Consider the following 25,377-nt stretch of genomic DNA (forward strand, 5'->3'; position numbering starts at 1 on the left):
ATGAACATCGACCTACTCAAAGACCTTTGCGAAACCCCCGGCGTTCCGGGGCGCGAGCACCGCGTGCGCGATCTGATCACCCGTAAGATCGAAGGGCTGTTCGACCATGTGGAGACCGACGCGATGGGCTCCCTCCTCTGCCGCCGGGATGCGACGGTAGGTGACGGCAAGGCGCCCAAGGTCATGCTGCTCTGCCATATGGACGAGATCGGCTTTCTGGTCAGCCATGTGTCGAAAGACGGGTTCCTCTACCTCCAGCCCGTAGGCGGTTTCGATCCGCGCAACCTCTTCTCGCGCCGGGTGCTGGTCTGCACCGATCAGGGCGACCTGAAGGGCGTGATGAACCCTGGCGGCAAACCCATTCACATCTCCTCCCCCGAAGACCGTAAAAAGATCCCCGAAGTCTCGGAATTCTTCGTCGATCTCGGGCTGGGCGAGAAAGCAAAGGAGATCGTCAAGGTCGGTGACTTCGTGGTCATGGACGAGCCTTTCCTTGAAATGGGTGAGCAGTTCGTCTCCAAAGCGCTCGACAACCGCGTGGCCTGTTGGCTGGGGATCGAGGTGATCCGTAAGCTGGCCGACAAGGGGCGCGGGGCGGAGATCCACGTGGCCTTCACCTGTCAGGAAGAAGTCGGTCTGCGCGGGGCGCGCACGGCGGCCTATAAGGTGCAGCCCGACATCGGCCTTGGCATCGACACGACGCTGGCCTGCGACACCCCCGGCGTGCCGGAGCATCTTTCGACCACGCGGCTCGGCAAAGGCTTTGGCCTACACGTGCGCGACAGCAGCTTCATCGCCGATGTGGATCTCGTGCGAGATATCGAAACACTGGCCGGGACGCGCGACATCCCCTTCCAACGCACCATGCTCGCCGCAGGCGGACAAGACGGCGCGGCGGCGCAGCAAGCTGCCGCTGGCGCGCGGGCCGTGGGGATCGTGGTCGGCACCCGCTACATCCATACGGTGACCGAGATGGTGTCGAAAGGTGACCTACAGGCCGCACTGGACATCCTCGTGGCCTATCTTGAGGGCTTTGACGGCAAGGCGGCCTGACGCCCCCTGCCCTTACGCGTTACGCGTGTTCAGGGGGGCTTGCATCCTTGGGGGCTTGCGGCAGCCAAACGGTAAAGGCCGCGCCCCCTTCCGTCCGATTGCGGACCGTGATGATCCCCCCGGCCCGCTGAATCAGCGTCTGAGAGATCGACAGGCCCAAGCCCGTCCCCTCCCCCGGTTTGGTGGTAAAGAAGGGATCGAAAAGCGAGCCGAGCAGCGCCTCAGGCACCCCCGGCCCGCTGTCATGCACCGATAGCGCCACACCGGCCATACCGTCCCGCTCCTCAGGGCTAAGGTACAATGCCAACCGCCCTGCCCCCTGCATCGCTTGCACGGCGTTGACCACGAGGTTCACCACGACCTGCTGAACCTCACCGGAGTCCGCACGTACTGGCGGAACCTCTTCCAGATCACAATGCACCTCGATCCCGCCCCGACTGATAAGGTGATCGACGAGCACAAGGCAGTCCTGCACCAAGGGCCGCAGCGCGATATTATGTTCACAGTCCGAGAATTCGGATGGCGCGGCGAACTTGAGCAATTTACCGACGATGACCTCAATCCGTGACAGCTGCCGGTCGATCAAGCCGAGTTCCGTGGCCACCGGCTCTGCACCCGGGCCAAGCGTCTCCCGGATGACATCGACATTGCCCATGATGACCGCGACAGGGTTGTTGATCTCATGGGCCACCCCCGCGGTGATTTCCCCGATGGAGGCGAGCTTCTCGCTCATCACCAATTGGCGGAAGGTCTGCTCCAGCTTTTCGTTTGCCTCGCGCAGTTCGGCAGTGCGCTGATCGACCCGCTGGTTCAGCGCGTCGTTCCAACTGCGCAGCTGCCGGTCGCGCTCCTGCACCTGCTCAAGCAGCCAATCGAGGTGATGTGCCACTGCCCCGATCTCATCCCGCGCGGGCACTGCGCCGATCCGGGCCGAGAGTTCCCCCTTGCCGACCCGGTGCATGACTTTTGTCATCCGTTCAAGCGGTGAGAAAATACCGCGGGCGAGCCAAAGGAACACCGGCGCCGACAGCGCCAACACGGCAAAGAAAGCCGCCAACATCCACCAGAACGCCTCCCGCTTTGCCTGCGCAAAGGGGGCTTCGAGGAAGCCGACGTAAAGCATCCCCACCCGCTCGCCAAAACTATCGGTGATCGGTTGATAGCCAGAGATGTACCAATCGTTCACAACGAAAGCCCGGTCGAGCCAGGTGCGGCCATCGATCAGCACGGCCTCCCGCACCTCTGCCGAGACGCGCGTGCCGAGGGCGCGCACATCTTCGAAAAGTCGCACATTGGTCGAGATGCGCAGATCATCGAGGAACAGCGTCGCCGTGCCCTGCCTGTCCCCACCGGTCACCGCATTGAGATAGACGAGGTCATTGATCGTATCGATAAAGTCTAGGTTGCGGTTCAACAGCATCCCGCCGACCAAGACCCCCTGTCTGCCCTCCAAATCAACCGGGCTCGCAGCGTGGACCACCATGCCGCGGTCTTCGATCTTTCGGTCCGTGGGCACGGCGGCGGGCGTATCGATCACCGGCACCTGCGCGCGGACCGCGAGGGCGTCGTTCAATCTTGCCAGCCGTGCGTTGCTGAACACGTCGATCTCTGCGCCGCTCTGGCCCCGCGCTGCACGGGCGATCACGGGCCAGTCCTCTCCGTCTTCAATGGCGGCCTCGATGGGGAGGAATTGCAGAAAATCCAGACCCAGCCGGTCCCGTATCTCGGCGAAGAACGCGCCTCGATCTGCGGTCGGGGCGTCCAGCTCTTGGGTGAATTCGACGGACCCCGCGACGGCGTCCAACTCATTCCCCGTCTGGGCCAGCAACCGCGCGAGATATTGGTTGGCGATCCTCAACTCGCTTTCGACATTGGCGATGAGGACTTCGTCATAATCCGCCGTCCAGCGTGACATGCCCAAGACCAAAAGAAGCGGCATCAACACGATGAGCGGTGTGAGCGCGAGGATAAGCAGGCGAAGGCGAACAGAGGTCATGGGTTTTCCCGGAGAGCTTCACCTAAGTTAGCCGTTGAGCCGAGGAGGGTGAAGCATCTGGAGGGAATTTGCCCGATAGAAGGCCCAATCCCCCAATTTGCCAAGCGGTAACTACTCTAAGCCACTGTAAAACCTACGATTTTCAAATTGTCAGCTGACAATTTCGCCTGTTAGCCAAGGCAGAGACCATCGGACCAAGGGAAAACGCGCCATTTCGGGCCATCTGCGTCAAACGCCTGAGATAGGCTCCCGGACTACGGATTGTCGCGGCTTTCTCAAGCAAGCATAGGATTGTCACCGCAGCACTTTCCGCGCCCATGTCTCGTTTTGCCTCATTTAGCACAGGCGGGTCAATCCCTAGCATCGGGGCAATTCGGTCACCGACACGCACAATGTCCCCCCAATTTCGCATCGCATCCGGGAAAAAGCTGCGCGCCTCTGTGCAGGCATTAACGACATCTGCAAACGCGACGCCTTCTTCTTTCTTCGAATGATCAGGTTCGACCTTGTCAGCCGTACACGGGCTCTTACTGTCTTGGCCGCGCTCTTCAGAGTCAAAATAGGATTTATCTGAATCCTGTATGTGCCGCTCATTTTCGCCGTCGCTGCCGCTCATTCGACCCGCAAACGGGGCAGGGGGGACGGGCGCTGTTTCGCCCAGAGGTTCCTCCCCACGGGCATTTTCAAGCGCCCCACGCAGCGCCTTTTCAAGCTGAGCCAACGCCATTTCGTCTGGTTTGCGCCGCAGAACTCGACCGGCCTCATCAGTCAACCCCTCGCAGCAACCCTCACGGATTAGCGCGTGCCGGAGGACGAGAACGCGGTCTCTCAATGCCTGCAAACGCTCCTGCTCTGCCTCGGCCGTCTGAGCTGCGGTTTCGATCATCCCTGCCTGAACAACGAGAGGGGCGAGGTCAAAGCCAAAGGCCAGCGCAATCGCGCCCCCGTTGTTCCGTGCAAAGCGCTTTCGGTTGGGGCTATCGTGCCGCGCAATCAGGCCTACGCGAACCAACTGTGCCAGATGCCGCCTCAGGGTGCTTTCCGGCATGCCGTGCAGCCGTTCAGAGAGCCGGGCGTTCGAAGCAAATACGATGCCCGCCGCCCCATCCGGAATATGCCGGCTGGGCAGGAAACTCAGCAATGCCTTCATTACGGTGAGAGTGCGGTGCGACAGCTCAAAAGCCTCTGCCGCGGTTGTCAGCCGGTCGAGCAAAGTCCATTTGTCCGGCCCCTCGCATTCCAATTGGGTAGCCGCTATCGGCCGCCCGAACGCAGTTCGGAACGTGTTTTTCATCTAAAATCACGAAAGACAACAAATTACCGGCCCTATCCCATCGGGTAGAGTTGACATCGATAAATCTTTGGGGCTATCTCGAAGGTGCAAAGTTTGAGAAGGGCCTTCCGGGATTTATCCTGGGGGGCTTTTCTTTTGTGGTCTTGGTTGTGCCTCCTGTTGCTACTTCCTCAATCACTCACGCGCGGGTCTTCTGCCAGCGGTCGTGAATCTCCTGCAAAAGCTCTTCTGCATGCGCATCGAGCCATTTATCAAAACCCGCCGCGGCGCGGGCTGGAACGGTGACCGTGACACCACGCTTGCCGCTGCGAATGTCCGCCAGTGCCTTGCCATCGCGGCTCCTAAGCGTGCGGGGCTTGGCCGTTGGCGCGGGGGACGCGGCGCACTTCTCAGGGGCCGCCGACGCCTCGGCGAAAATCGCCTCAAACCGTTCATCCGAGGTGAACCCTTCCCAATCGGGCCGCGCCATGCGTTTTTCCGCCCGCTCACTCGCGTCCGCATGTTCAAACAGCTTAACCAGCGCCATCCAGCGGTCTCGCCCGATGGCTGGCGCCGACCCAATCTGCCGCAGAAAGGGCAGATCGAACGCATGGCCAACTTTGAGCATCCGGCTGACCATCGGCAGGTCGATCGAAAGCGCATCCGCGATTGTTTGCCTGTCATGGCCCCCCACATCAAGTTGCGCAGCAAAGCTGGCCTTTTCGATGAAAGAGAGATCCTGACGGGCCGTGTTCTCTTGGCCCTGCGCCATCACCAGAGCGTGGTCATCCAACTGACGCACCATGGCTTTAACCAGCATCCCAAGCGCTTTCAGAGCCTGAAGGCGCCGTCGTCCGTAGACGATTTCGAACCGTCCCGGGGTTTCCGGATGGGGCCGAACTAGCACCGGAACCTGCTGTCCATAGGTCTTCAGACTGTCGCAAAGCTGCTTTTGAGCCTGCGTATCAGTCCCCAAACGGTCCTCGACGCCGGCCATATCAATCAGGTTGCCGTCTAATTCCTGAACCGCATTCTCTTGCATTCGGTTCAACGACGACTGAAGCGCCCCAACTGCCCCGCGGGGCATAAGGCTAGGCTTGCTCCGGCTCTTATTCGGCTCTAACGCGGGCGTTTTCGGCTCTGCCTTTGGAGGTTTCGCCGGTGCGGATGATAGAATGCCTTTACGTGCCATTACCGCCCCCATGCTTTCTGAATCATGCTTTCGATCTCATCATTCACAAGATTGAGTGAATCCACCGCACGGTCATAGGTTGTGCGATGAAACTGCGACCGGTCGACCTCATAGATGGTCTGATGAGTGAGCCCAGCATCGGAAATCGCAGTGGATTTCAGCATCGGAGCCACCATGACCTCCTCGTCAAAAAGCTGCCGCAAGAAGGATAGAACCTGCTGTTGTGGCCCATCATTCGGCTCATAACGGTTGATAAGGAAGCGCAGGAAGTCGAACTCCATGCTCGCCCCTGCGTTAGAGACGACATCAAGCAGATCGGCGCTCATCTGTAAGAATTGCGACATTGATGCGACGTCAAGCATGTTCGGGACAACCGTGATCAACACACCCGTTGAGGCGCAGAGTGCGGACATGGTCAGATAGCCCAATTGCGGCGGACAATCGAAGATCACCACGTCGTAATTCTGCTCTACATCCTGCAAGGACGTAGCCAAACGCGCGAAAAACGGAGGCTGTGTGTTGTTCAGCAGTGCTTGAGGGGTTTCGTGCTCGAACTCCTGTAGCATCAACCCGCCGGGGGCCAGATCAATGCCAGTAAAGAAAGTGGCTTGGATCACATCGGCCAAGGGCACGGGATCATCATAGCGGATCGCATCGTAAATGGTGCCAGAGTTCAGGAAATCATACTCAGGCCGATAGCCAAACAGCGTTGTTAGAGACGCTTGTGGGTCGATATCGACACAGAGGACGCGATAGCCTTTGAGGGCCAGCCGCTGCGCCGCATGGATCGCGCTCGTGGTTTTGCCGCTGCCGCCCTTGAAGTTCAAAAAGGACAATACTTGCAGCTTATCCCCTTCACGCCGACCACGCTGATAGGCGCCGCGGGTCTTGGCGGTGGATTCCAATGTACGCCGGATCGAGAGCAGATCATCCGCACTGTAATGCCGTCGCCCGCCTGGGCTGGTCTGGACATCGACGATTTTGTTGTCGAAATGGAGCTTGCGGAGGAAGCTCGTGGAAATACCAAGCAATTCAGCCGCTTCCCCGGCGGAGAAGCGCCGCAACTCCTTGCGTGCGTCAGGCGCAAAGACCTTCAGCATGTGACTTTCCAACGCCTCGGAAAGCGTTTCCGCATTACGGCGGATCCGTGTATTGATGTGTACCGTGTCCGTCACATCTGCCCTCGCTCTCAGTAACGCTATTATTCGGTAGCGCTTTTGTTTCCGTTACTTAATGCGATTGGATCGAAGCTTGCAATAGATTCTTGCGGAAGAAGAGGGCAAGGCGCCATTAATTATCTGGACCAGACACAAAGATAGAATGCCTCATTCAGCTCAAACTATTGTAAATAAATGATAAAACTATTCTTGCTGCAAGTGCTCCGTGCCAGCCATAAGTTCGGTCTACGGGAGAGTTTGTTTCCCATAGTTAGAGCCACATCCTACTGTCACGGGAATCACGGGCCGGGTCATCTTGACCTTATCACCTTCTGAGTGAGGTAAAATTAAGCCAGCCTGTCTCCCCGGGTATTTTCACGCCCCCAAGCTCTGGCGTCCGAAGGATAGTCCTGACACTCTGCGCGAGCGATGGGGCCGCGGGCTCCTATTCGGGGGAGGCCTCCGCGAGATGGTCGATATTTGGAGCGGTATCACGCAGGCCTTTTGGCTTGTCTTTACCTTTGATGCCGAGCTGGTGGAGATCGCCGGCCGGTCGCTTCGTGTCACCCTTTCCGCCTTGGCCGTCGCCTGCCTGATCGCCTTGCCCCTCGCGGCCCTAGTCGCCGTCAAACGGTTTCGCGCACGGCGGTTGGTCATTGCGATATTGAATGCGTTCATGGGGCTGCCGCCGGTCGTGGTGGGGCTGATTGTCTATGTGGTTCTCTCCCGCTCCGGGCCGCTTGGCGTGTTCGGATTGCTCTTCACCCCCACGGCGATGATCATCGCACAGGTGATCATTATCGTCCCGCTCATCGCTTCCATCGCGCATCAGTCCATCCGTGAGCTTTGGCAGGAATATCATGACCTTCTGATTTCAATGAATGTCACCCAAGGCCAGAAGATACGGACCCTACTCTGGGACTCGCGTCGTGCGCTGCTGACTGCGGCCCTCGCGGGGTTTGGCCGCGCGATTGGCGAGGTGGGGGCCATCATGATCGTCGGCGGCAATATCGACCATGCAACGCGCGTGTTGACCACGGCCATCGCGCTTGAGACCGGGAAGGGGGAGTTCGCCTTGGCGCTCGCCCTTGGGTTTGTGCTGATCGGGCTGGCGGTGGCGGTGAACCTCGCCATCCATTGGCTGGGTCGGACGGAGCGGGAGGGCCGGTGGTGACGCAACTTCTCCCAATGCGGGCCAAAGCGATCGAAAGCCGCAGGCGTGGGCAGCGGCTGGTGGGGCCGATCGATCTGACGCTGGACGGGCAGGGCGCTACGGTTGTGATGGGGCCGAATGGCGCGGGGAAGACCACGTTGTTGCAACTGCTGCACGGCACCGCTCGGCTCTCGGCTGGACAGATCAAATGGCGCTGCACGACCGAGGAGGCGCGGCATCATCAAGCCTTCGTCTTTCAGCGGCCCGTCATGCTGCGGCGGACAGTGCTTGAGAACCTCATCTACCCCCTGCGCCTGCGCGGAGTGTCAAAGACCGAGGCGCGAAAACAAGCCGAAGAATGGGCCACCCGCGTCGGGTTAGAGCCGCTTTTGGGCCGCGCGGCCCCGGTGCTCTCGGGCGGCGAACAGCAGAAGCTGGCCCTTGCCCGCGCATTGATCTGCAAGCCTAAACTGCTGTTTCTGGACGAGCCCTGTGCCGCATTGGACGGGCGTGCGACCCGCGAGATCGAGGCGATTTTGCAATCGGCGAAATCGACGGGCACGCGGCTGATCCTATCGACACATGACCTTGGCCAAGCGCGCCGTTTGGCCGATGACGTTTTGTTTCTGCTGGGGGGGCGTCTGCATGAGGCCGCCCCCGCGGATCAGTTTTTCAACCAACCTGAGACCGCAGAGGCTCAGGCATTTCTAAGAGGAGATATCGTAGAATGAAACATTGGATGATCGGCGCAATTTCCGCGCTGGCGATGAGCAGCGCCGCGCAGGCGGCGGATGTGATGAAGATGGCTGTGACCACCTCGTTCAACAACTCGGGCCTTGCCGACGTGCTCTTGCCCGAGATTGCCGCGGACCTCGATCTGGAGGTGCAGCTGCTGGTCGTCGGCACCGGGCAGGCGATCAAACTGGGTGAGGCGGGCGATGTGGATGCGATCCTCGTGCATTCGCGCAAGGCGGAAGAAGCCTTTGTCGAGGGCGGCTATGGCAGCCACCGGACCGAGATCATGTATAACGATTTCGTCTTTATCGGGCCGAAAGACGATCCGGCAGGCATTGAAGGGTCAGACGCAGCCACGGCTGCCTTGAGCGCGATCGCCGAGGCGCAGGCCGCGTTCGTAAGCCGGGGGGACGACAGCGGCACCCATAAGAAGGAACTGTCCCTCTGGGCCGAAGCGGGCCTTGATCCGGCGACGTTTGGGGATTGGTACAACGCTGTCGGCGCGGGCATGGGTGCTGCGCTCAACACCGCGTCGGGGATGCCCGCCTATGTCATGTCGGACCGCGCGAGCTGGCTGAACTTCGGCAATAAGGGCGATCTGGCGCTGCTCTATGCGGGGGATCCGGTCTTGTTCAACCAATATGCCTATCTGCCGGTGAACCCCGAAATGCACGGCCATGTGAAAAACGATCTGGCCTTGAAGCTGGAAGAGTGGCTGACATCAGACCGCGCGAAGACCTTGATCAATGACTACAAGATCAACGGTGAGACGCTCTTTGTCTTCAATGCGGCAGGGGCTGAATAGCCTTTGTTAGAGACCATCCGCGCCAGTCGGGGCGCGGATGGTTTATTCGGGCAGGTCGCCGTGGATGGCGAATTGCTCGAGGCCAGCGTCCTGCGGCTGGATCATGCGAAAGCTCTCGCGCACGCCTGCCTCGGTCAGCTCGCGCGCCACGGTGAGCAGGCAGTTCGGCGCGTGATCGGCGCAGAGGTCGACCATCTGCGCCAGTTCCTCTTTCGCCACGGGGCGGGCGGCATCGACCGAGGGCGCGCCGTAGTAGGTCACGAAATGCTGCGCCAGAAGGGCGGTGAGCGCCTCGACCTCGGCTTCCTCGATCTGGGTGACGGCGACGAAGGTGACCCGGCCAAAGGTCTCGAGCCCGAGCCAGCCGTTGGCGAAGGCTTGGCGCGCCTTGCCAGTCAGGTCGCCCTCGGTCCAGTCGGAGAACTCGAACCCGCCAGAGATGCACCATTCGCCGGTGCGAGCGGGAGAGGCGAAGACATTGCGGTCGCTCTCGTCGAAATGGATCGCGCGGGCGAGTTTGAGGGTCATGGGGCGGGCTCCAATAGGGTGGTGAGCGGAATGAGACGGGTGGTCTCTCCGTCGCGCAGTAACATGCCGAAGTCCTCGTCGACACCGATGAATGTACCGCTTTGGCCTTGGATGGTCACCTCCGCGTCGAGGTCGAAGACCAGCCCGCGCCATTCACCGTGCAGCGCTTTCGGGCCGATGTCTTCCCAGCGGTTGATCCAATGCAGCGTGTGCCGGGCCCAGGATTCCACGAGGGCAGGGGGCTGCACCTCGGCGCAGCCTTCGGCGTAAAGCGCGGTGCGGTCGGGGTGGGCGCCGGTGTTGCTAAGGTCGGGATCGTCCGCGGGGTAGAGCGGCAGGGTGAAGCCGACGACAAGCCAATCGGGCACCGCCTGCGGGTCGGTCGTGGAGGCGACCATGCGGAAGGCCCCGCAGGAGGCGCCGTTGAGGCGGATGCCGCCGTCCCAGTCGAGTTGCACAGCCACTTCGGGCGGCGACAGCGCGCCAAGCGCGTTCTGAAAGCCGACCCCGCAGAGCGGCAGCATCGCCATGGCGCGGGCCAGCGGCACCTCGGGGGCAAAGACCAGCGCGGCCTCGACCTCCGTCTCGCCCAAGCGGTAGCAGATCAGCCCTGCGTCGCAGCCCTGCGCCGCGCGGGCCACGGCGGCGGCGAGGGCGTCGCCCGCCACCGCCTCGCCCGATATCAGCGGCGGGAAGGACAGGTCTTCGCTCATGCCGCGCCGGCCTCGACCAGTTGCTTGGCGATGGCGTGGAAGGCCGCGGCTTGCTTGCTGTCGGGCTGGCTCACGGTGATCGGCGCGCCGCCGTCGGAGGCGAGGCGGATCTGCAGGTCGAGCGGCACTTCGGCGAGCAGCGGCACGCCCCATTTCGCGGCCTCGGAGGCGACGCCACCATGGCCGAAGACATGCTCTTCGTGGCCGCAGTTCGAGCAGACATGGGTCGACATGTTCTCGATCATGCCGAGGATCGGTACCTTGAGCTGGTTGAACATGTCGATGCCCTTGCGGGCGTCGATCAGGGCCACGTCCTGCGGGGTAGAGACGATCACCGCGCCATCGACCTGCGCCTTCTGCGCCAGTGTCATCTGCACGTCGCCGGTGCCCGGCGGCAGGTCAACGATCAGCACGTCGAGCGCGCCCCATTGGACCTGCGTCATCATCTGCTGCAGCGCGCCCATCAGCATCGGCCCGCGCCAGACCACGGCCTGATCCTCGTTGGTCATCAGTCCAATCGACATCATGGTGACGCCGTGGTTGCGCATCGGCAGGATGGTCTTGCCGTCGGGCGAGGCCGGGCGGCCCGAGACGCCGAGCATCCGGGGCTGGCTGGGGCCGTAGACATCGGCGTCGAGCAGGCCCACGCGGCGGCCTTGCGCGGCCAGCGCACAGGCGAGGTTCGCCGAAACGGTGGATTTGCCGACGCCGCCCTTGCCCGAGGCCACGGCGATGATCCGGTCCACGCCGGGAATCTTCTGCGGGCCCGCAGGCTCGGCTTTGCGCTGCGGTTTGAGGTCCGGGGGCGGAGCCTTCTCGCTATGGCCGGTCAGCACGATGGAGACTTTCGAAACCCCCTCGACCTGCGCCAGCGCCGCTTCGGCCTGCGTCTTGGCTTCCTCATAGGCCTTGGCCTGCGCGGGCGGGATTTCCATCACGAAACGCACGGCGCCCGCGTCGTCCACGTTGAGTGCGCGCATCACGCCGCTGGCCACGATGTCGGTGCCCGTGGCCGGATCGGTCACGGTCTTCAAGGCGGTCAGGACCGCTTCCCTGCTGGCAGTCACGTCGCTTATGCCTCACCCTTGTCCGCGCCGGCGATGGTGCCGTCGATGGTATGTTCAAGACCCAGTTCCGGGATCGAGATCACGGCCTTGACCGGGAAATTTTTGCCAGCGGTGTCATGCTCGCGCATGGCCTTTTCGATGGCCTGCTGCGAGGTCACGCCGACCTGCTTGAGAAACTTGCGCATCGACATGTTGAAGTCTTCGCTCATGGGTGGCTCCTGTGCTTGGGGGCGGCCTAGTGGTCGCGCCGTTTGGAGAGGTAATCGTCGGTGGTGCGGGGCCGGGGGCGTTCGGCGCCGGTCATCGGGTTGTTCGTGCTGTGATACTGCGCATTGATGCGGCAGTCATCGCACATCTGGATCATCCGCAGCTTGGCCTCGTCGGCAAACATCGAATGGCTGCGCAGCTTGTCAGTGATCCGCTCGACGGTGGATTTCACCCCGAAGAGACTGCCGCATTCGATGCAGGCGAAGGGTTCTTCCTCGTTCAGCACGCGCTGGCTCAGCGCCGCCTCGGTCAGGTCGAGGCGCGGCGCGAGCGCGATGGCATCCTCGGGGCAGACATTGGCGCAGAGGCCACATTGCAGGCAGGCGTCTTCTTGGAAGCGCAGCTGCGGCAAGTCCGGGTTGTCGCCCAAGGCCCCCGAGGGGCAGAGCGAGACGCAGGAGAGGCAGAGCGTGCAGGCGTCCTTGTCCACCAGCACGGCGCCGTAGGGGGCGCCGGCGGGCAAGTCCAGCACCTCGGCCTCGGGGTTCAGCGCGCGGGCGGATTGGCGGGCGATCTGGCGGCGGCTGCCCATGGGGCGCACCGGCTGGGCGACCGGGGCAGGGGCCGCGCCACCGTAAAGCAGATCGGTCAGCGCCTCGGGGTCGGGGGTGTCAATGAGCGCCATGCGCGCCTCGCCCGCGATGGCGCGGGCCAGCGCGGTCTGGGTCTCGATGGCGTCGCGGTCGGCCTTGGGGCCGAGCAGGAGCGCGACATGGGCAAATCCGGCGGCGAGGGCGGCCAGCGTCTCGGCATGGCCGAAGGCGGCGAGCGCGTCGAGTTCCATCGGCACCACGTCGGCGGGCAGCCCGCGACCATGGCGCGCGGCGAGGCGGATCATTTCGGCGCCGTGGCCGTCGTGGACCAGCAGGCGTGGCGCTTCGCCGCCCGCTTTGAGATAGGCCTGCGCCAGCGTCTGCACGCGGCGCATGGTAAAATCGACGGGCGGCGCGTCATAGCTGATCGCGCCCGAGGGGCAGGCCGAGGAACAGGCGCCGCAGCCCGCGCAGATCATCGGATCGACGGTGACATGGTCGCCGTCGGGCGTGATCGCGCCGGTGGGGCAGAGGTCGAGGCAGGCGGTACAGCCGGTCTGCCCGGCGCGGGAATGGGCGCAAAGCAGCGGCTCGGTGCGCACGTAAAGCGGTTGCTCGAAAGTGCCGGTGAGATGCGAGGCGGCGAGCACGGCAGCGGCCACGGCCGCCGGGTGGCCGGGATCGGCACGCAGGTAGCCCTCGCGTTTCTCATGGGCGGGGAAGAGCGGCGTGTCACCCCGCAGGTCGAGGATGATGTCGCACTCACTGCGCGCGCCGTCGCGCGGCGCGGTCCAGTGCAGCGGGCCACGGCCCCGTGGGTCGACTTGCCGCAGTGCGTCAATCACCACTTCGAACTGGCCAAGCGCGCCCTTGGCGCGGCGCAGCTTGCCGGAGATCAGATCGAAGTCGCGGACCTCGGGCAGGTTGTCGTCGGCCCGCGTGACTGCGTCCTCCATCAACAGCGTGACGCTGAGGTGGTCCTTCAGTTGCGCCGCCGCTTCCAGAGCCGCAGGACCGCGGCCAAGGATCAGACAAAGACCTTCCGAGGCGACGTCGATGGTTTTCTCAGCCGGAACGTCCAACAACGCTTCCGTCGCGAGGGCGGACATTTTGGGTAGTTTGTCCCGGGGGTCATCGGACCATCCGGCCCGGTCGCGCAGGTCCAAGAGGGGGGCAGGGGGCAGGCCCAATTCCTCGGCCAATTCGGTAAAGACCCGCTCCTCCTGGGTGCAGCATAAAATCGCATCGCCTGCGGTGAGCGCCTTGGCCGCCCGGTCGATCTGGGTGGTGCAAAGGGCCGAACAGGGGGGGGAGACGGTCAAACCGCTACGCTCGGCCAATGCATCGGAATCGATACGCTGCGACCCTGCGCAATCGCATGTTATCAATGTCTTGGCCATGAATTTTCCCTTATCTCGCCGGTCAAACCGCGGCCTCGTCGGCGGCGGCTGAGGCCCCAAGCTAGACGGGATTTGCCACCCCCTACAACCGAAATTCGCCCTGCGACCGCGCCGCGATGGGGGCGATCGGCAGTGCGTGGCGGCTCAATGCGGCGCGGGTGATTCGACATCCGCGATTCGCCGGTTTTCCGATCAAAATACTCAAGTTAGACAAATAGGCCGAGGCGCCATTGACGGGCAAAACAGCCGGGCCATCTTGTCTCGAAAGCCGGGTTTTTCGGGCCTCGGCGCGGATTAGCGCTTCCCCCGGACCGGGCTTTCCGGCGAAGGTCTTGGAAACGGAGGAGCGACTTGATTCACAACCCGACAATGTATCGGACGATGCCTTTGGGCATTGTGCTGCGGCGCACGCCGGGTGTGACCCGTTGGGCGAAGTGGAGCTGGAAAGCGACCGCCGTGCTGCCCGGTGCAGAAAAGGCGGATTGGCGTGAGCTGCGCCGCGAAGGTGAAACCGTCGAATACCATGCCGCGACCCTCAAGCTGGACCTTCATGGGGCCGAAACCGAAGCTTATGTGCACGGGCTGGGCGCGGATGTGCCATGTGTCTATGTCGTGATGCGCCCCATTCCCGGCGCGACCGACCGCCCGTTCAAGCTCGCCCTTGTGACCGCGTCGCCCTATGAGGCGCAGGACTATTGCGACAGCGCCGAAGAGGTCGTGGAAAAGGTCGCGATGACACCGGGGTTAATCGCATGGGTGCAGGAATTCGTCGAAGAGTTCCATCAAGAGGAAGCCTTCGTCAAACGCCGCCGGGATCGTCTGCGCACCGATCGCAAGCAAGACGGTATCGGCGACCCGCGCATTGAAAAGCCCGCCGACATCTACGCCTCGCCCGCGTTGAAACGAAAGCGTCTGGCATGAGCGGTTTCTGGCAAAAGCGCCGCGCTGCCGTCGCCGCCGAGGCGGAGGCCGAAGCGCGCCTGCACGAAGCCCGCGCCGCCGCCGCCGAAGAGGCCGCGCTGGCCGAGCGCAGCGATGATGACCTCTTGGCCGAGTTCGACCTGCCCGCGCCCGAGGATCTGGTGAGCGGAGAACAGCTGCGCGCCTTTCTCAAGGCGCAACTGCCGCAACGGCTCAAGACCCGCGCGCTGCGGAGCTTTTGGAAAACCAACCCGGTGCTGGCCTGCCTTGACGGGTTGAACGACTATGACGACGATTACACTGCGGCGGCCACCGCTGGAAAGCCGGTCAACACGATCTACAAAGTGGGCCGGGGCATGGTCGCGAAGGTCGAAGAGGTGCTGACCGCCGAGGCCGACGCGCCGGAAGAGGTGGTTGAGGCAGAAGCGCCCGCGCTGGCACCGACCCATGATGTCGTCGTGCCGGGCCCGCGCCGGACCGAAACGGCTCTGGTTCACGACACGCCCTATGCGGCGCAAACCGCGGCCCCGGAAGACGATGCGGAGGCGCAGCCTGCGCCGACCCACCGCCGCATGCGGTTTCACTTTGCCAGCGATCTGGCACAGGACATGGAAGGTAGCAGCGCATGACCCAATTGGCCGCAACGCCCCTGCCCGAAGAAGACCGCCTGCGCGCGGACCTTTACAACTTCATGGGGCTTATCCTTTCCGGCCCGCCGGATCAGGTCCTGCTGGATCAATGTGCCGCCCTCTCGGGCGACGACAGCGAATTGGGGCAGGGGTTCAAAGCGCTCTCCAAACTGGCGGGCAAGACCAAACCCTCGGGCGCGGAGAGCGAGTTTAACCGGCTCTTCATCGGTCTGGGCCGGGGCGAGCTTTTGCCCTATGCCAGCTTTTACCTCACCGGCTTTCTCAACGAAAAGCCGCTGGCCGCACTGCGCCAAGACATGGTCGCGCGCGGGTTGGAGCGGGCAGCGAATGTGTTCGAGCCCGAAGACAACATCGCCTCATTGATGGAGATCATGGGCGCGATGATCGCAGGCCGGTTCTCGGCGCCTGCCACCGTGGCGCAGCAAAAGACATTCTTTAACCGGCATATCGCCCCTTGGGCCGGGCACTTCTTTGCCGACCTAGAAGGCGCGAAGAACTCGGTCTTCTATGCCCCCGTAGGCAAAATCGGCCGGGCCTTCATGCAGATCGAAGCCGAAGCCTTCCGGCTGAGCAAAGACGACTAGACCCACCGTGATGAGACAGGCGGGGCCACGCGCCCCTGAACCAAAGACGTAACAGGAGAGAGAAGATGACACGCAAGCCAGAGGGATCCACCGACACAGCCGTTCGCAAGGATCGGCGCGACTTCTTGAAATTCGCGGGCAGCGCCGCTCCTTTGGCCGCCGTCGCCGTGGCCACCACCGGGACCGAGGCCGAAGCGGCCAAGGCGCCCGACCTGTCTTCGGACCGTATCCAAGACACCGAACACACGCGCGCCTATTACGCCGCCGCGCGGTTCTGACCAGATAACAGGGGCGCGGCCCCGACACTTGGCAGGGCGACAACGCCCGCCGTTCAATAGCCACCTCAGGCGGGGCCAGCCCGCGCATAGGGAGTGAAGATATGTTGAGGAAAAAGACCAATGGGGTCGCGCGGTCTGCGCAGCGGACAGGCATCATGTCCGATGTGGCGCGCAGCGGTATTGACCGGCGCGCGTTCCTGCGCGGCTCGGGCCTCGCCATCGGTGGGCTTGCCGCAATCGCGGGCACCGCGGGCAGCGTGCAACAGGCCAGCGCCGCCACCGCCGCTGTCAGCGGCAAGATGGAAGTGAAGAAATCCGTCTGCACCCATTGTTCGGTCGGTTGTACCGTCATCGCCGAAGTGTCGGACGGTGTTTGGCTGGGTCAGGAACCCGGTTGGGACAGCCCCTTCAACCTCGGCGCACACTGCGCCAAGGGCGCTTCGGTCCGTGAGCACGCCCATGGCGAGCGTCGCCTGAAGTACCCGATGAAGAAGGTTGGCGGCGAATGGCAGCGGATCTCTTGGGAGCAGGCGATCAACGAGATCGGCGATCAGATGCTGTCGATCCGGGACACTTCTGGCCCGGATTCGGTCTATTGGCTCGGCTCGGCGAAACACTCCAACGAACAGGCCTATCTGTTCCGCAAATTCGCAGCCTATTGGGGCACCAACAACGTCGACCACCAAGCGCGGATTTGTCACTCCACCACCGTGGCGGGCGTGGCGAACACATGGGGCTACGGCGCCATGACCAACAGCTACAACGACATCCACAAGTCGCGTGCGATCTTCATCATCGGCGGCAACCCCGCCGAGGCGCACCCGGTCTCGCTGCAGCACGTCTTGAAGGCGAAAGAAGAGAACAACGCCCCGCTGATCGTCTGCGATCCGCGTTTCACCCGCACCGCGGCCCATGCGGATGAGTATGTGCGCATGCGTCCCGGCTCGGACGTGGCGCTGGTCTGGGGCATCCTCTACCACATCTTCGAGAACGGCTGGGAGGATGAGGAATTCATCCGCACCCGCGTTTGGGGCATGGACGAGATCCGCAAGGAAGTCGCCAACTGGACGCCCGATGAGGTCGAGCGCGTCACCGGCGTGCCCGGCTCCCAGCTTGAGCGCGTCGCGCGCACCCTGGCCAACCACCGTCCCGGCACCGTGATCTGGTGCATGGGCGGCACGCAGCACACCAACGGCAACAACAACACCCGCGCCTACTGCATCCTGCAGCTGGCCCTTGGCAACATGGGCACCGCGGGCGGCGGCACCAATATCTTCCGCGGCCACGACAACGTGCAGGGCGCCACGGACCTCGGCGTTCTGGCCGACACGCTGCCGGGCTACTACGGTCTGTCCGATGGCTCTTGGGCGCATTGGGCGCGGGTCTGGGGTGAGGATCTGGAGTGGATCCAGAGCCGTTTCGCTTCTTGGACCGATGGCGCGGGCGAAGAACAGCGCATGATCAACCTTACCGGGATCCCGGTGTCGCGTTGGATCGATGGCGTGCTTGAAGACCGTGAGAACCTCGAACAGCCCGACAACACGAAAGCGATGGTACTCTGGGGCCACGCGCCGAACTCGCAAACCCGTCAGGGCGAGATGAAAACGGCGATGGAAAAGCTCGACCTCTTGGTCGTGGTCGATCCATACCCCACCGTTTCCGCCGTTCTGCACGATCGGACCGACAACACCTATCTGCTCCCGGCCTGCACGCAGTTCGAGACCTCCGGCTCGGTCACCGCATCGAACCGCTCGCTCCAGTGGCGCGAGAAGGTGGTGGAGCCGCTGTTCGAAAGCCTGCCCGACCACACGATCCTCTATAAGTTCGCCAAGAAATTCGGCTTTGAGGATCGCATGTTCCGCAACATCGAGGTGAATGGTGAAGAGCCGCTGATCGAAGACCTGACGCGCGAGTTCAACAAGGGCATGTGGACCATCGGCTATACCGGGCAGTCGCCCGAGCGGATGAAGATGCACATGCAGAACCAGCATACTTTCGACAAAACCACGCTGCGTGCCGTGGGCGGCCCGGCGGATGGCGATTACTACGGCATGCCGTGGCCCTGCTGGGGCACGCCCGAGATGAACCACCCCGGCACGGCGAACCTTTATGACATGTCGCTGCCGGTGGCCCAAGGCGGTCTGACCTTCCGCGCCCGTTTCGGTGTGGAACGTGATGGTGAAAACCTGCTGGCCGAGGGCGTCTATTCCAAAGGGTCCGAGATCAAGGACGGCTATCCCGAATTCACCATGCAGATGCTGGTGGATTTGGGTTGGGACGGTGACCTGACAGCGGATGAGCGCCGCATCATCGAAGCTGTCGCCGGTTACGAAGCGCCGGAAAACGCCGATGACGGGCAGGCGGAAGTCGGTGAAACCTCGCAACAGGGTGAAATCGATTCCGATTACGTGGCCCAAGTCGGCGGCATCAACTGGAAGACCGACCTGTCGGGCGGCATCCAGCGGGTGGCGATTGAGCATGGCTGCGCCCCCTTCGGCAACGCCAAGGCCCGCTGCGTGGTCTGGACCTTCCCCGACCCGGTGCCGAAACACCGCGAGCCGCTTTATTCCAACCGGCGCGATCTGGTGGCGGATTATCCGACCTACGAGGACAAGACCTTCTGGCGGGTGCCGACGCTCTATGCGTCGATCCAAAAGAACGACTTCTCGCAGGAATTCCCGATCATCCTCACCTCTGGCCGATTGGTCGAATATGAGGGCGGCGGGGATGAGACCCGGTCGAACCCATGGCTGGCCGAGCTGCAGCAGAACATGTTCATCGAGATCAACACCCGTGACGCCAACAACCTCGGTGTGCGCGACGGGGCCGATGTCTGGGTCGAAGGCCCGGAAGGCGGCAAGATCAAGGTGATGGCCATGGTCACCGAACGGGTGGGCGAGGGCGTGGCCTTCATGCCCTTCCACTTCGGCGGGCACATGGAAGGCGTCAGCCTGCGGGACAAATACCCCGATGGGGCCGATCCGATCGTTCTGGGCGAAAGCACCAACACCGTGCAGACCTACGGCTACGATTCAGTCACGCAAATGCAGGAGACCAAAGCGACTCTCTGCAAGATCATGCCAGCGTAAGGAGACAAGAGAATGGCAAGAGCAAAGTTTCTCTGCGATGCCGAGCGCTGCATTGAATGCAACGCCTGCGTCACGGCTTGTAAGAACGAACACGAGGTGCCTTGGGGCATCAACCGCCGCCGCGTGGTGACCATTCAGGACGGCCAGCCGGGCGAACGCTCGATCTCGGTCGCCTGTATGCACTGCTCGGACGCGCCCTGCATGGCGGTCTGCCCGGTGGACTGTTTCTACCAGACCGACGATGGCATCGTGCTGCACTCCAAAGACCTCTGCATCGGCTGCGGCTACTGCTTCTACGCCTGCCCCTTCGGCGCGCCGCAGTACCCGCAGGCTGGCAACTTCGGCAGCCGCGGCAAGATGGACAAATGCACCTTCTGCGCTGGCGGCCCTGAAGAGAACCACTCCCAAGCCGAGTTCCAAAAGTACGGCCGCAACCGGATCGCGGAAGGCAAACTGCCGATCTGCGCCGAGATGTGCTCGACCAAGGCGCTCCTGGCCGGTGACGGGGACATGGTCTCGGACATCTACCGCGAGCGCGTGGTCGCACGCGGCTTCGGCTCCGGCGCTTGGGGCTGGGGCACGGCTTACGAGCAAAAGGGCCAGTAACGGCTTTCGGGGGCGGCCTGCTCGGGCCGTCCCTTTTCTCCATATCTGTCTAGCCGGGGGATTTCCCATGCTGCGCCACCTGATGGCTCTTTTCATTCTCGCCTTGGCCGCGCTGCCGGTCAGCGTCACGGCGCAGGACGTGCGCCTGCCCGAGAACGCGACCCCCTCGGCCATCGACCGCGCCAGCACCGGCGGCGCGCAGAACTTGGCCGATATCGAACGGCGTCAGAACGGCGCAGAGATCGACGATGGGTTCAGGCGCAACAATCTGGGCGGCGATGCGGCCACGGTGCCAAGCCTCGGCCCCCTTGGCGGGCGCTCCGACCCCGACCTCTGGCGCGGCATCCGTTATAACGAATTGCCCGTGCGCGTGAGCACGATGAACAAGACGGGCCGTGTCCTTGTCCAGGACAACGGGATGTGGTGGCAGCAATTCCGCCAAGGCCCACTGGCGACCTATGGCGCTTGGCTGCTCGCCGGGACGCTGGCCGTGCTGCTGCTCTTTTACCTTCTGCGGGGCCGGATCCGCATCGAAGGCGGCAAGGTCGGGCGCACCGTCACCCGTTTCAAAGCCATCGAGCGTTTTGCACATTGGATGCTGGCGGGCTCGTTCATCCTGCTCGCGCTGACGGGCTTGGCCACGCTCTTTGGCCGCAAGGTTATCATCCCTCTGCTGGGGCATGAGTTTAATTCCACCCTGTTGACCGGATCGAAGTTCATCCACAACAACGTCTCATGGGCCTTCATGATCGCGCTCGTTATGGTCTTTGTCATGTGGATTTGGCACAATATCCCGAACAAAACCGATTGGGTCTGGATCAAACAGGGCGGCGGCTTCGTCGGTGACAAACACCCGCCCGCCAAAAAGTTCAACTTCGGCCAAAAGATCGTCTTCTGGGCCGTGATCCTGCTGGGCTTCTCTGTCTCGCTCTCGGGGCTGTCGCTGCTGTTTCCCTTCGAGATTCAGCTTTTCGGGCATACGTTCAACATCATCAATGACATCGGCATGGCCGAGGCCGCAGGCTTTGGTCCGCTTCAGGGCGATCTGACGCCCCATGCCGAAATGCAATATGCCCAGCTTTGGCACGCGATCATCGGCTTTCTGATGATGGCGGTGATCTTGGGCCATATCTACATCGGCACCCTCGGCATGGAAGGCGCCTTTGACGCCATGGGCAATGGCGAGGTCGATGAGCGTTGGGCCGAACAGCACCATTCGCTCTGGCTTGATGAGGTCAAACAAGACAAACGGACCCCCGCAGAATGACCGGCGGCGGCGTTCAAATCAAAGGAGTCGCGCGATGAAGGCCATGTTGGCAGGGTTTCTGGGCGTCGCGGTGATCGGCGTCGTGGCCTATTTCGGGTTGCATGAGATAGGCTTTTCCTCCGCCGAGGTCTATTCAGGTGAAAACGTCCGGCTGGACTGACACCAAAGAGGCATATCATGGCGGCAGGCGATGAATACGGCGGCACGCTCGAAGGCGCGTCGATCCTTGTGATCGACGATGAACCGGGGATGCGCCATTTCCTCACCAAGATATTGGAGCCGCGCGTCAAACGCGTGGCGCAAGCGGCTTCTCCTGCGGAGGCCACCAAGCTCTTGGACGAGGCGCATTTCGATGTGGTCGTTCTGGACAACGTGATGCCCGGCAAAACTGGGTTGGAATGGGTCGTCGAACAGCGCCGCAAGGGGTTTTACGCCGACACGGTCCTGATCACCGCCTATGCCGATCTTGAAACCGCCATTGCCGCACTGCGCGCGGGCGTGAGTGATTTCGTGTTGAAACCCTTCCGGGCGAACCAAATCCTCGGCGCGGTGTCGCGCACTTTGGACCGCAAGAACCTGCGCCGCGACAACACCTTGCTCAGGCGTGAATTGCAGGGCGGTGCGGCGGTGCAGATGCTCGGTAAATCCGAGGCGCTGTCGAAGGTGCGCGGCATGCTCAACCGTCTTGCCCCGGTGCCGACACCGGTGCTGTTCACCGGTCCCAGCGGTACGGGCAAGGAGTTGGCCGCGCGGCAGTTGCACCAGATGTCTGACCGCGCCGACAATCCTTTCGTCGCGGTGAACTGCGCCGCCATCACGCCGGACCGGATCGTGCCCGAACTCTTTGGCGCGGTGGAGGAGAATGAGACCCTGCAACCGGGGCTGTTCCTCTTGGCCGACGGTGGCACGTTGTTTCTGGACGAAGTCGCGCAGATGCCGGAGCAGCTACAGGCGGCGCTCTTGCGGGTGTTGGAAGACCAGCGCATCCGGCCAGAGGGGGCGGAGCGGGAGATTCCCCTGAACCTGCGGTTCCTGTTCGCCACCAACGCCGACCTGCCCAAGGCGGTGGAAGAGGGGCGTTTCCGCGCCGATCTCTATCACCGCATGAATGTGGTCGAGGTCGCGATGCCGCCGCTCAAGGACCGCTCGGACGATATCGTTGAACTGGCGGCGATGTTCATGCAGCAGTTTTCGACCGCGCTTGGCATGCCCGCGCTGCGGTTGGATGCGGAGACTTTGCTGAAGCTGCGGCGCTACGACTGGCCGGGCAACGTGCGCGAATTGCGCAACCTGATCGAACGCTCGGTGATCCTCGGCAGTCTGCCCGAAGCCTTTGCAGGCCATGGCACCGTCGATGGGCCAAGGGCGATCGAAGACCTCGAACTGGTCACGCAGCGGCATATGTTGCACATCCTTGATCTGTCGAATGGCAACCGCGCCGAGGCCGCGCGTCGCTTGGGCGTGTCGCGAAAAACCGTGGACCGTAAGATTGCCGCTTGGGCCGCCGAAGGGTTGGATATCGAGGCGCTTTGACCCGGATAAAGCTATGCGAAACGCGCATATCTGTTCCGCATGTGGGAAATCTGGCTCGGTTTCGTGGAATATCATTCTGTTTCGGGTGCTGACATCAAAAGATTATCCTGCTGCAGGCGCTCCCCTGGACCCGTTATTCCATCTGAACCGATCCTACCCGCCAAACGTTCCTGTTTCAGCGATGGTGTTGAAGCGGGCGGCGCCCGGTGACATCTGAAGCGCAAGCGTTAGAGGAGTAAATTCAATGCTGAAACAGATCGTTACCGCCACCGCGCTCGCCGCGGTCACCGGCACCGCAGCCTTTGCCCAAGACAATGACACGCTCCGCGTCGGCATGTCGGGCGGCTATTTCCCCTTCACCTTTGTAAAGCAGGACGTGCTTCAGGGGTTTGAAGTCGATGTGATGAACGCCGTCGGCGAAGAAGCGGGTTTCGAGGTCGAGTTCGAGACCATGGCTTTCTCTGGCTTGATCGGCGCGCTCGACGCAGGCCGCATCGACACGATTGCCAACCAAATCACCATCACGCCCGAGCGTCAGGAAAAGTTCGCCTTTACCGCACCTTACGTCTTTGACGGGGCGCAGGTCGTGACCAAAGAGGGCAACGAAGAGATCGGCGGCGTCGAAGACCTGCGCGGCAAAACCGTTGCGGTGAACCTTGGGTCGAACTTCGAGCAGCTTTTGAACGAGCTCGCCTTCGCGGATGAGATCGAGATCAAGACCTATGAGTCCAATATCGCCCAAGATACCGCGCTTGGCCGGGTAGATGCATTCGTGATGGACCGGGTTTCCTCGGCGCAGTTGATTCAGGAAAGCCCCCTGCCGCTGCAACTGGCGGGCAAGCCGTTCTCTGAAATCCGCAACGCCCTGCCGTTCCAAGACAATGATGAAGGCCGTGCACTGCGGGACCGTGTCGACACCGCGCTGGAAACCCTGCGTGAAGACGGTACACTGGCCGAAATCTCGGACAAGTGGTTCGGCACAGACATCACCAAAGCGGAGTAACCCATGCGGGCGCTAGACCTTGACTACATGCTGGGGCTGGTGCCCGTCATATTGGGCTACGTACCGCTGACTTTGTTCATGGCGGTGGCGGGGATGGTGTTCGCACTCATCCTCGCTTCGCTTTTGGCGGTCGAACGGGTTGTGAAGGTGCCCGTGCTCGATTGGCTGGTGATCGTTTTCATCAGTTTCTTTCGCGGCACGCCGCTCTTGGTGCAACTGTTCCTTTTCTACTTCGGCCTGCCGCAGGTGCTGTCGTTCCTGACGAATATCAGCGGCGTGACCGCGGCCATCATGGGGCTGACCCTGCATTTCGCGGCCTATATGGCCGAAAGCATCCGCGCCGCGATTATGGGGGTGGACCGCAGCCAATGGGAGGCGGCCCAGTCCATCGGCATGACCCAGGGTCAGATGATGTGGCGGATCATCCTGCCACAGGCCGCCCGGATCGCCGCGCCGACCTTGGTGAATTACTTCATCGACATGATCAAGGGCACATCGCTGGCCTTCACCCTCGGCGTGACCGAGATGATGGGCGCCGCACAGAAAGAAGCCGCCGGGAGCTTCCTCTATTTCGAGGCCTATCTCGTTGTCGCCATGATCTATTGGGTCATCGTCGAAGCGTTAAGCCAAGTGCAAAAGCGGCTTGAAACCTATCTGAATAAGGCGTTCGTGCGATGATTGATATCACTGGCCTGACCAAGGATTTCGGCGGCGCGCCGGTTCTGAACGGCATTGATTTGCAGATTGCCGAGGGCGAGCGGGTGGTCGTGATCGGCCCCTCGGGCACCGGCAAGTCGACCCTGCTGCGCTGCCTCAATTTTCTCGACGTGCCGCAAGAGGGGGTCATTCGCATCGGCGATGTGACCGTCGATGCCGCCAAGGCGCGCAAGGCGGATATTCTGGCGCTGCGCCGCCGGACGGCGATGGTCTTTCAGAACTACGCGCTTTTCGCCAATAAGACGGCGAAAGAGAACATCATGGAAGCGCTCGTCACGGTGCAGAAACGCCCGAAGGCCGAGGCCGAAAAACGCGCGCTCTCGGTCCTGGGAGAGACCGGACTGGCCGATAAGGCCGACAGTTTCCCCGCGGCGTTGTCCGGCGGGCAGCAGCAGCGCGTTGGCATCGGCCGTGCCATGGCGCTCGGGGCGGAACTGATGTTGTTCGATGAGCCGACCTCGGCGCTCGACCCCGAGTGGGTGGGGGAGGTGCTCGACCTGATGCGCGCGGTGGCGGAGCGCAAGCAGACCATGCTGATCGTGACCCATGAGATGCAATTCGCGCGCGAGATCGCGGATCGGGTGATTTTCATGGACGGCGGGAAGATTGTCGAGAGCGGTGCCCCGTCAGAGATCTTTGGCGCGCCAAAGGATGCGCGTTTGCAGAAGTTCTTGAAACGGGTCGAGGGGTAGGGGCCGATTTTGCCGCTGGCCCGGAATCAAGCCGCAGGCGCCGGGCCATCGCCTGCCCGCCCCCCGGGTAGGCGATTTGGTGAGGCTGGGTGCAACCTCGCGAGCGCACATCACGGTTAAGCTATAAAGTGGTACGAAGCGACTTTTGATCGCCAACCCGCGGGT

Annotated in this window: 25 protein-coding genes; 16 read left to right on the plus strand and 9 right to left on the minus strand. The window is 62.4% G+C overall.

The window, feature by feature from the left end; translation table 11 throughout:
* Entirely contained in the window at nucleotides 1–1,053 is a 1,053-nt protein-coding gene (locus ACGYK7_RS08820) for a M42 family metallopeptidase (RefSeq protein ID WP_394401139.1), read from the plus strand.
* 19 nt (nucleotides 1,054–1,072) lie between these two features.
* On the opposite strand, the gene ACGYK7_RS08825 is transcribed toward ACGYK7_RS08820, so the two are convergent.
* The 4 genes from ACGYK7_RS08825 to repA form a co-directional block, all read right to left on the minus strand.
* On the minus strand, nucleotides 1,073–3,049 hold the full coding sequence (locus tag ACGYK7_RS08825) for a cache domain-containing protein (RefSeq protein WP_394401141.1): 1,977 nt from the start codon (nucleotides 3,047–3,049) through the stop codon (nucleotides 1,073–1,075).
* 142 nt (nucleotides 3,050–3,191) lie between these two features.
* Nucleotides 3,192–4,343 carry a plasmid replication protein RepC gene (gene repC / locus ACGYK7_RS08830; protein ID WP_394401144.1) on the minus strand — a complete coding sequence of 384 codons (1,152 nt, stop codon included), beginning with the start codon at nucleotides 4,341–4,343 and terminating at the stop codon, nucleotides 3,192–3,194.
* Nucleotides 4,344–4,521: 178 nt separating this feature from the next.
* Complete coding sequence (repB, locus tag ACGYK7_RS08835) at nucleotides 4,522–5,514, minus strand: plasmid partitioning protein RepB (protein WP_394401147.1); 993 nt, start codon at nucleotides 5,512–5,514, stop codon at nucleotides 4,522–4,524.
* A complete protein-coding gene (gene repA, locus ACGYK7_RS08840; RefSeq protein ID WP_394401150.1) occupies nucleotides 5,514–6,689 on the minus strand; it encodes a plasmid partitioning protein RepA in 1,176 nt (391 codons plus the stop codon). The genes repB and repA overlap by 1 nt, the downstream gene beginning before the upstream one ends.
* Nucleotides 6,690–7,140: 451 nt before the next feature.
* Between repA and ACGYK7_RS08845 the strand changes: the two genes are divergently transcribed.
* From ACGYK7_RS08845 to ACGYK7_RS08855, 3 genes are read left to right on the plus strand one after another with little or no spacing between them, the layout of a single operon-like run.
* Entirely contained in the window at nucleotides 7,141–7,845 is a 705-nt protein-coding gene (locus ACGYK7_RS08845) for an ABC transporter permease (protein ID WP_394401153.1), read from the plus strand.
* Entirely contained in the window at nucleotides 7,842–8,555 is a 714-nt protein-coding gene (locus ACGYK7_RS08850; protein ID WP_394401156.1) for an ATP-binding cassette domain-containing protein, read from the plus strand. Before ACGYK7_RS08845 ends, ACGYK7_RS08850 begins: the two co-directional genes overlap by 4 nt.
* Nucleotides 8,552–9,364, plus strand: a complete 813-nt coding sequence (locus ACGYK7_RS08855) for a substrate-binding domain-containing protein (RefSeq protein ID WP_394401159.1) — start codon at nucleotides 8,552–8,554, stop codon at nucleotides 9,362–9,364. Before ACGYK7_RS08850 ends, ACGYK7_RS08855 begins: the two co-directional genes overlap by 4 nt.
* A 42-nt stretch (nucleotides 9,365–9,406) precedes the next feature.
* Here the strand turns inward: ACGYK7_RS08855 and ACGYK7_RS08860 are convergent, their stop codons facing one another.
* From ACGYK7_RS08860 to ACGYK7_RS08880, 5 genes are read right to left on the minus strand one after another with little or no spacing between them, the layout of a single operon-like run.
* Nucleotides 9,407–9,892 (minus strand): DUF6505 family protein, encoded by a 486-nt coding sequence (locus ACGYK7_RS08860; RefSeq protein ID WP_271690283.1) that lies wholly within the window; start codon nucleotides 9,890–9,892, stop codon nucleotides 9,407–9,409.
* On the minus strand, nucleotides 9,889–10,605 hold the full coding sequence (locus ACGYK7_RS08865) for a DUF4444 domain-containing protein (protein WP_394401162.1): 717 nt from the start codon (nucleotides 10,603–10,605) through the stop codon (nucleotides 9,889–9,891). The genes ACGYK7_RS08860 and ACGYK7_RS08865 overlap by 4 nt, the downstream gene beginning before the upstream one ends.
* Nucleotides 10,602–11,672, minus strand: coding sequence for an iron-sulfur cluster carrier protein ApbC (apbC, locus tag ACGYK7_RS08870; RefSeq protein WP_394401165.1), 1,071 nt, complete (start codon nucleotides 11,670–11,672; stop codon nucleotides 10,602–10,604). The genes ACGYK7_RS08865 and apbC overlap by 4 nt, the downstream gene beginning before the upstream one ends.
* Nucleotides 11,673–11,677: 5 nt before the next feature.
* Entirely contained in the window at nucleotides 11,678–11,881 is a 204-nt protein-coding gene (locus ACGYK7_RS08875; protein WP_067266562.1) for a DUF6494 family protein, read from the minus strand.
* A gap of 26 nt (nucleotides 11,882–11,907) precedes the next feature.
* Nucleotides 11,908–13,872, minus strand: a complete 1,965-nt coding sequence (locus ACGYK7_RS08880) for a 4Fe-4S binding protein (RefSeq protein ID WP_394401168.1) — start codon at nucleotides 13,870–13,872, stop codon at nucleotides 11,908–11,910.
* A 381-nt stretch (nucleotides 13,873–14,253) separates the two neighbouring features.
* Here ACGYK7_RS08880 and ACGYK7_RS08885 point away from each other — a divergent pair, with 381 nt between their 5' ends.
* The 12 genes from ACGYK7_RS08885 to ACGYK7_RS08940 all read left to right on the plus strand — a co-directional run bounded on the left by ACGYK7_RS08885 (nucleotide 14,254) and on the right by ACGYK7_RS08940 (nucleotide 25,212).
* Nucleotides 14,254–14,793 (plus strand): DUF3305 domain-containing protein, encoded by a 540-nt coding sequence (locus ACGYK7_RS08885; protein WP_394401316.1) that lies wholly within the window; start codon nucleotides 14,254–14,256, stop codon nucleotides 14,791–14,793.
* Nucleotides 14,790–15,422 carry a DUF3306 domain-containing protein gene (locus tag ACGYK7_RS08890; protein ID WP_394401171.1) on the plus strand — a complete coding sequence of 211 codons (633 nt, stop codon included), beginning with the start codon at nucleotides 14,790–14,792 and terminating at the stop codon, nucleotides 15,420–15,422. Before ACGYK7_RS08885 ends, ACGYK7_RS08890 begins: the two co-directional genes overlap by 4 nt.
* Entirely contained in the window at nucleotides 15,419–16,027 is a 609-nt protein-coding gene (locus tag ACGYK7_RS08895) for a molecular chaperone (RefSeq protein ID WP_394401174.1), read from the plus strand. The genes ACGYK7_RS08890 and ACGYK7_RS08895 overlap by 4 nt, the downstream gene beginning before the upstream one ends.
* A gap of 65 nt (nucleotides 16,028–16,092) precedes the next feature.
* Nucleotides 16,093–16,305, plus strand: a complete 213-nt coding sequence (locus tag ACGYK7_RS08900) for a twin-arginine translocation pathway signal protein (protein WP_067266573.1) — start codon at nucleotides 16,093–16,095, stop codon at nucleotides 16,303–16,305.
* 101 nt (nucleotides 16,306–16,406) lie between these two features.
* Nucleotides 16,407–19,394, plus strand: a complete 2,988-nt coding sequence (locus ACGYK7_RS08905; RefSeq protein WP_394401177.1) for a formate dehydrogenase subunit alpha — start codon at nucleotides 16,407–16,409, stop codon at nucleotides 19,392–19,394.
* A gap of 12 nt (nucleotides 19,395–19,406) precedes the next feature.
* Complete coding sequence (gene fdh3B, locus ACGYK7_RS08910; RefSeq protein WP_067266580.1) at nucleotides 19,407–20,000, plus strand: formate dehydrogenase FDH3 subunit beta; 594 nt, start codon at nucleotides 19,407–19,409, stop codon at nucleotides 19,998–20,000.
* Nucleotides 20,001–20,067: 67 nt separating this feature from the next.
* Nucleotides 20,068–21,267, plus strand: a complete 1,200-nt coding sequence (locus ACGYK7_RS08915) for a formate dehydrogenase subunit gamma (RefSeq protein ID WP_394401180.1) — start codon at nucleotides 20,068–20,070, stop codon at nucleotides 21,265–21,267.
* 34 nt (nucleotides 21,268–21,301) lie between these two features.
* On the plus strand, nucleotides 21,302–21,427 hold the full coding sequence (locus ACGYK7_RS08920; protein WP_259950196.1) for a hypothetical protein: 126 nt from the start codon (nucleotides 21,302–21,304) through the stop codon (nucleotides 21,425–21,427).
* A gap of 17 nt (nucleotides 21,428–21,444) precedes the next feature.
* On the plus strand, nucleotides 21,445–22,800 hold the full coding sequence (locus tag ACGYK7_RS08925; protein ID WP_394401183.1) for a sigma-54-dependent transcriptional regulator: 1,356 nt from the start codon (nucleotides 21,445–21,447) through the stop codon (nucleotides 22,798–22,800).
* Between the two features lie 244 nt (nucleotides 22,801–23,044).
* Nucleotides 23,045–23,803 (plus strand): amino acid ABC transporter substrate-binding protein, encoded by a 759-nt coding sequence (locus ACGYK7_RS08930; protein ID WP_394401186.1) that lies wholly within the window; start codon nucleotides 23,045–23,047, stop codon nucleotides 23,801–23,803.
* Between the two features lie 3 nt (nucleotides 23,804–23,806).
* Nucleotides 23,807–24,481 carry an amino acid ABC transporter permease gene (locus ACGYK7_RS08935; protein ID WP_271690293.1) on the plus strand — a complete coding sequence of 225 codons (675 nt, stop codon included), beginning with the start codon at nucleotides 23,807–23,809 and terminating at the stop codon, nucleotides 24,479–24,481.
* Nucleotides 24,478–25,212, plus strand: coding sequence for an amino acid ABC transporter ATP-binding protein (locus ACGYK7_RS08940; RefSeq protein ID WP_394401189.1), 735 nt, complete (start codon nucleotides 24,478–24,480; stop codon nucleotides 25,210–25,212). Before ACGYK7_RS08935 ends, ACGYK7_RS08940 begins: the two co-directional genes overlap by 4 nt.
* The last annotated feature ends 165 nt before the right edge of the window (nucleotides 25,213–25,377 follow it).

Source organism: Sulfitobacter sp. 1A15299 (genome assembly GCF_043556915.1).
Classification (GTDB): Bacteria; Pseudomonadota; Alphaproteobacteria; order Rhodobacterales; family Rhodobacteraceae; genus Sulfitobacter.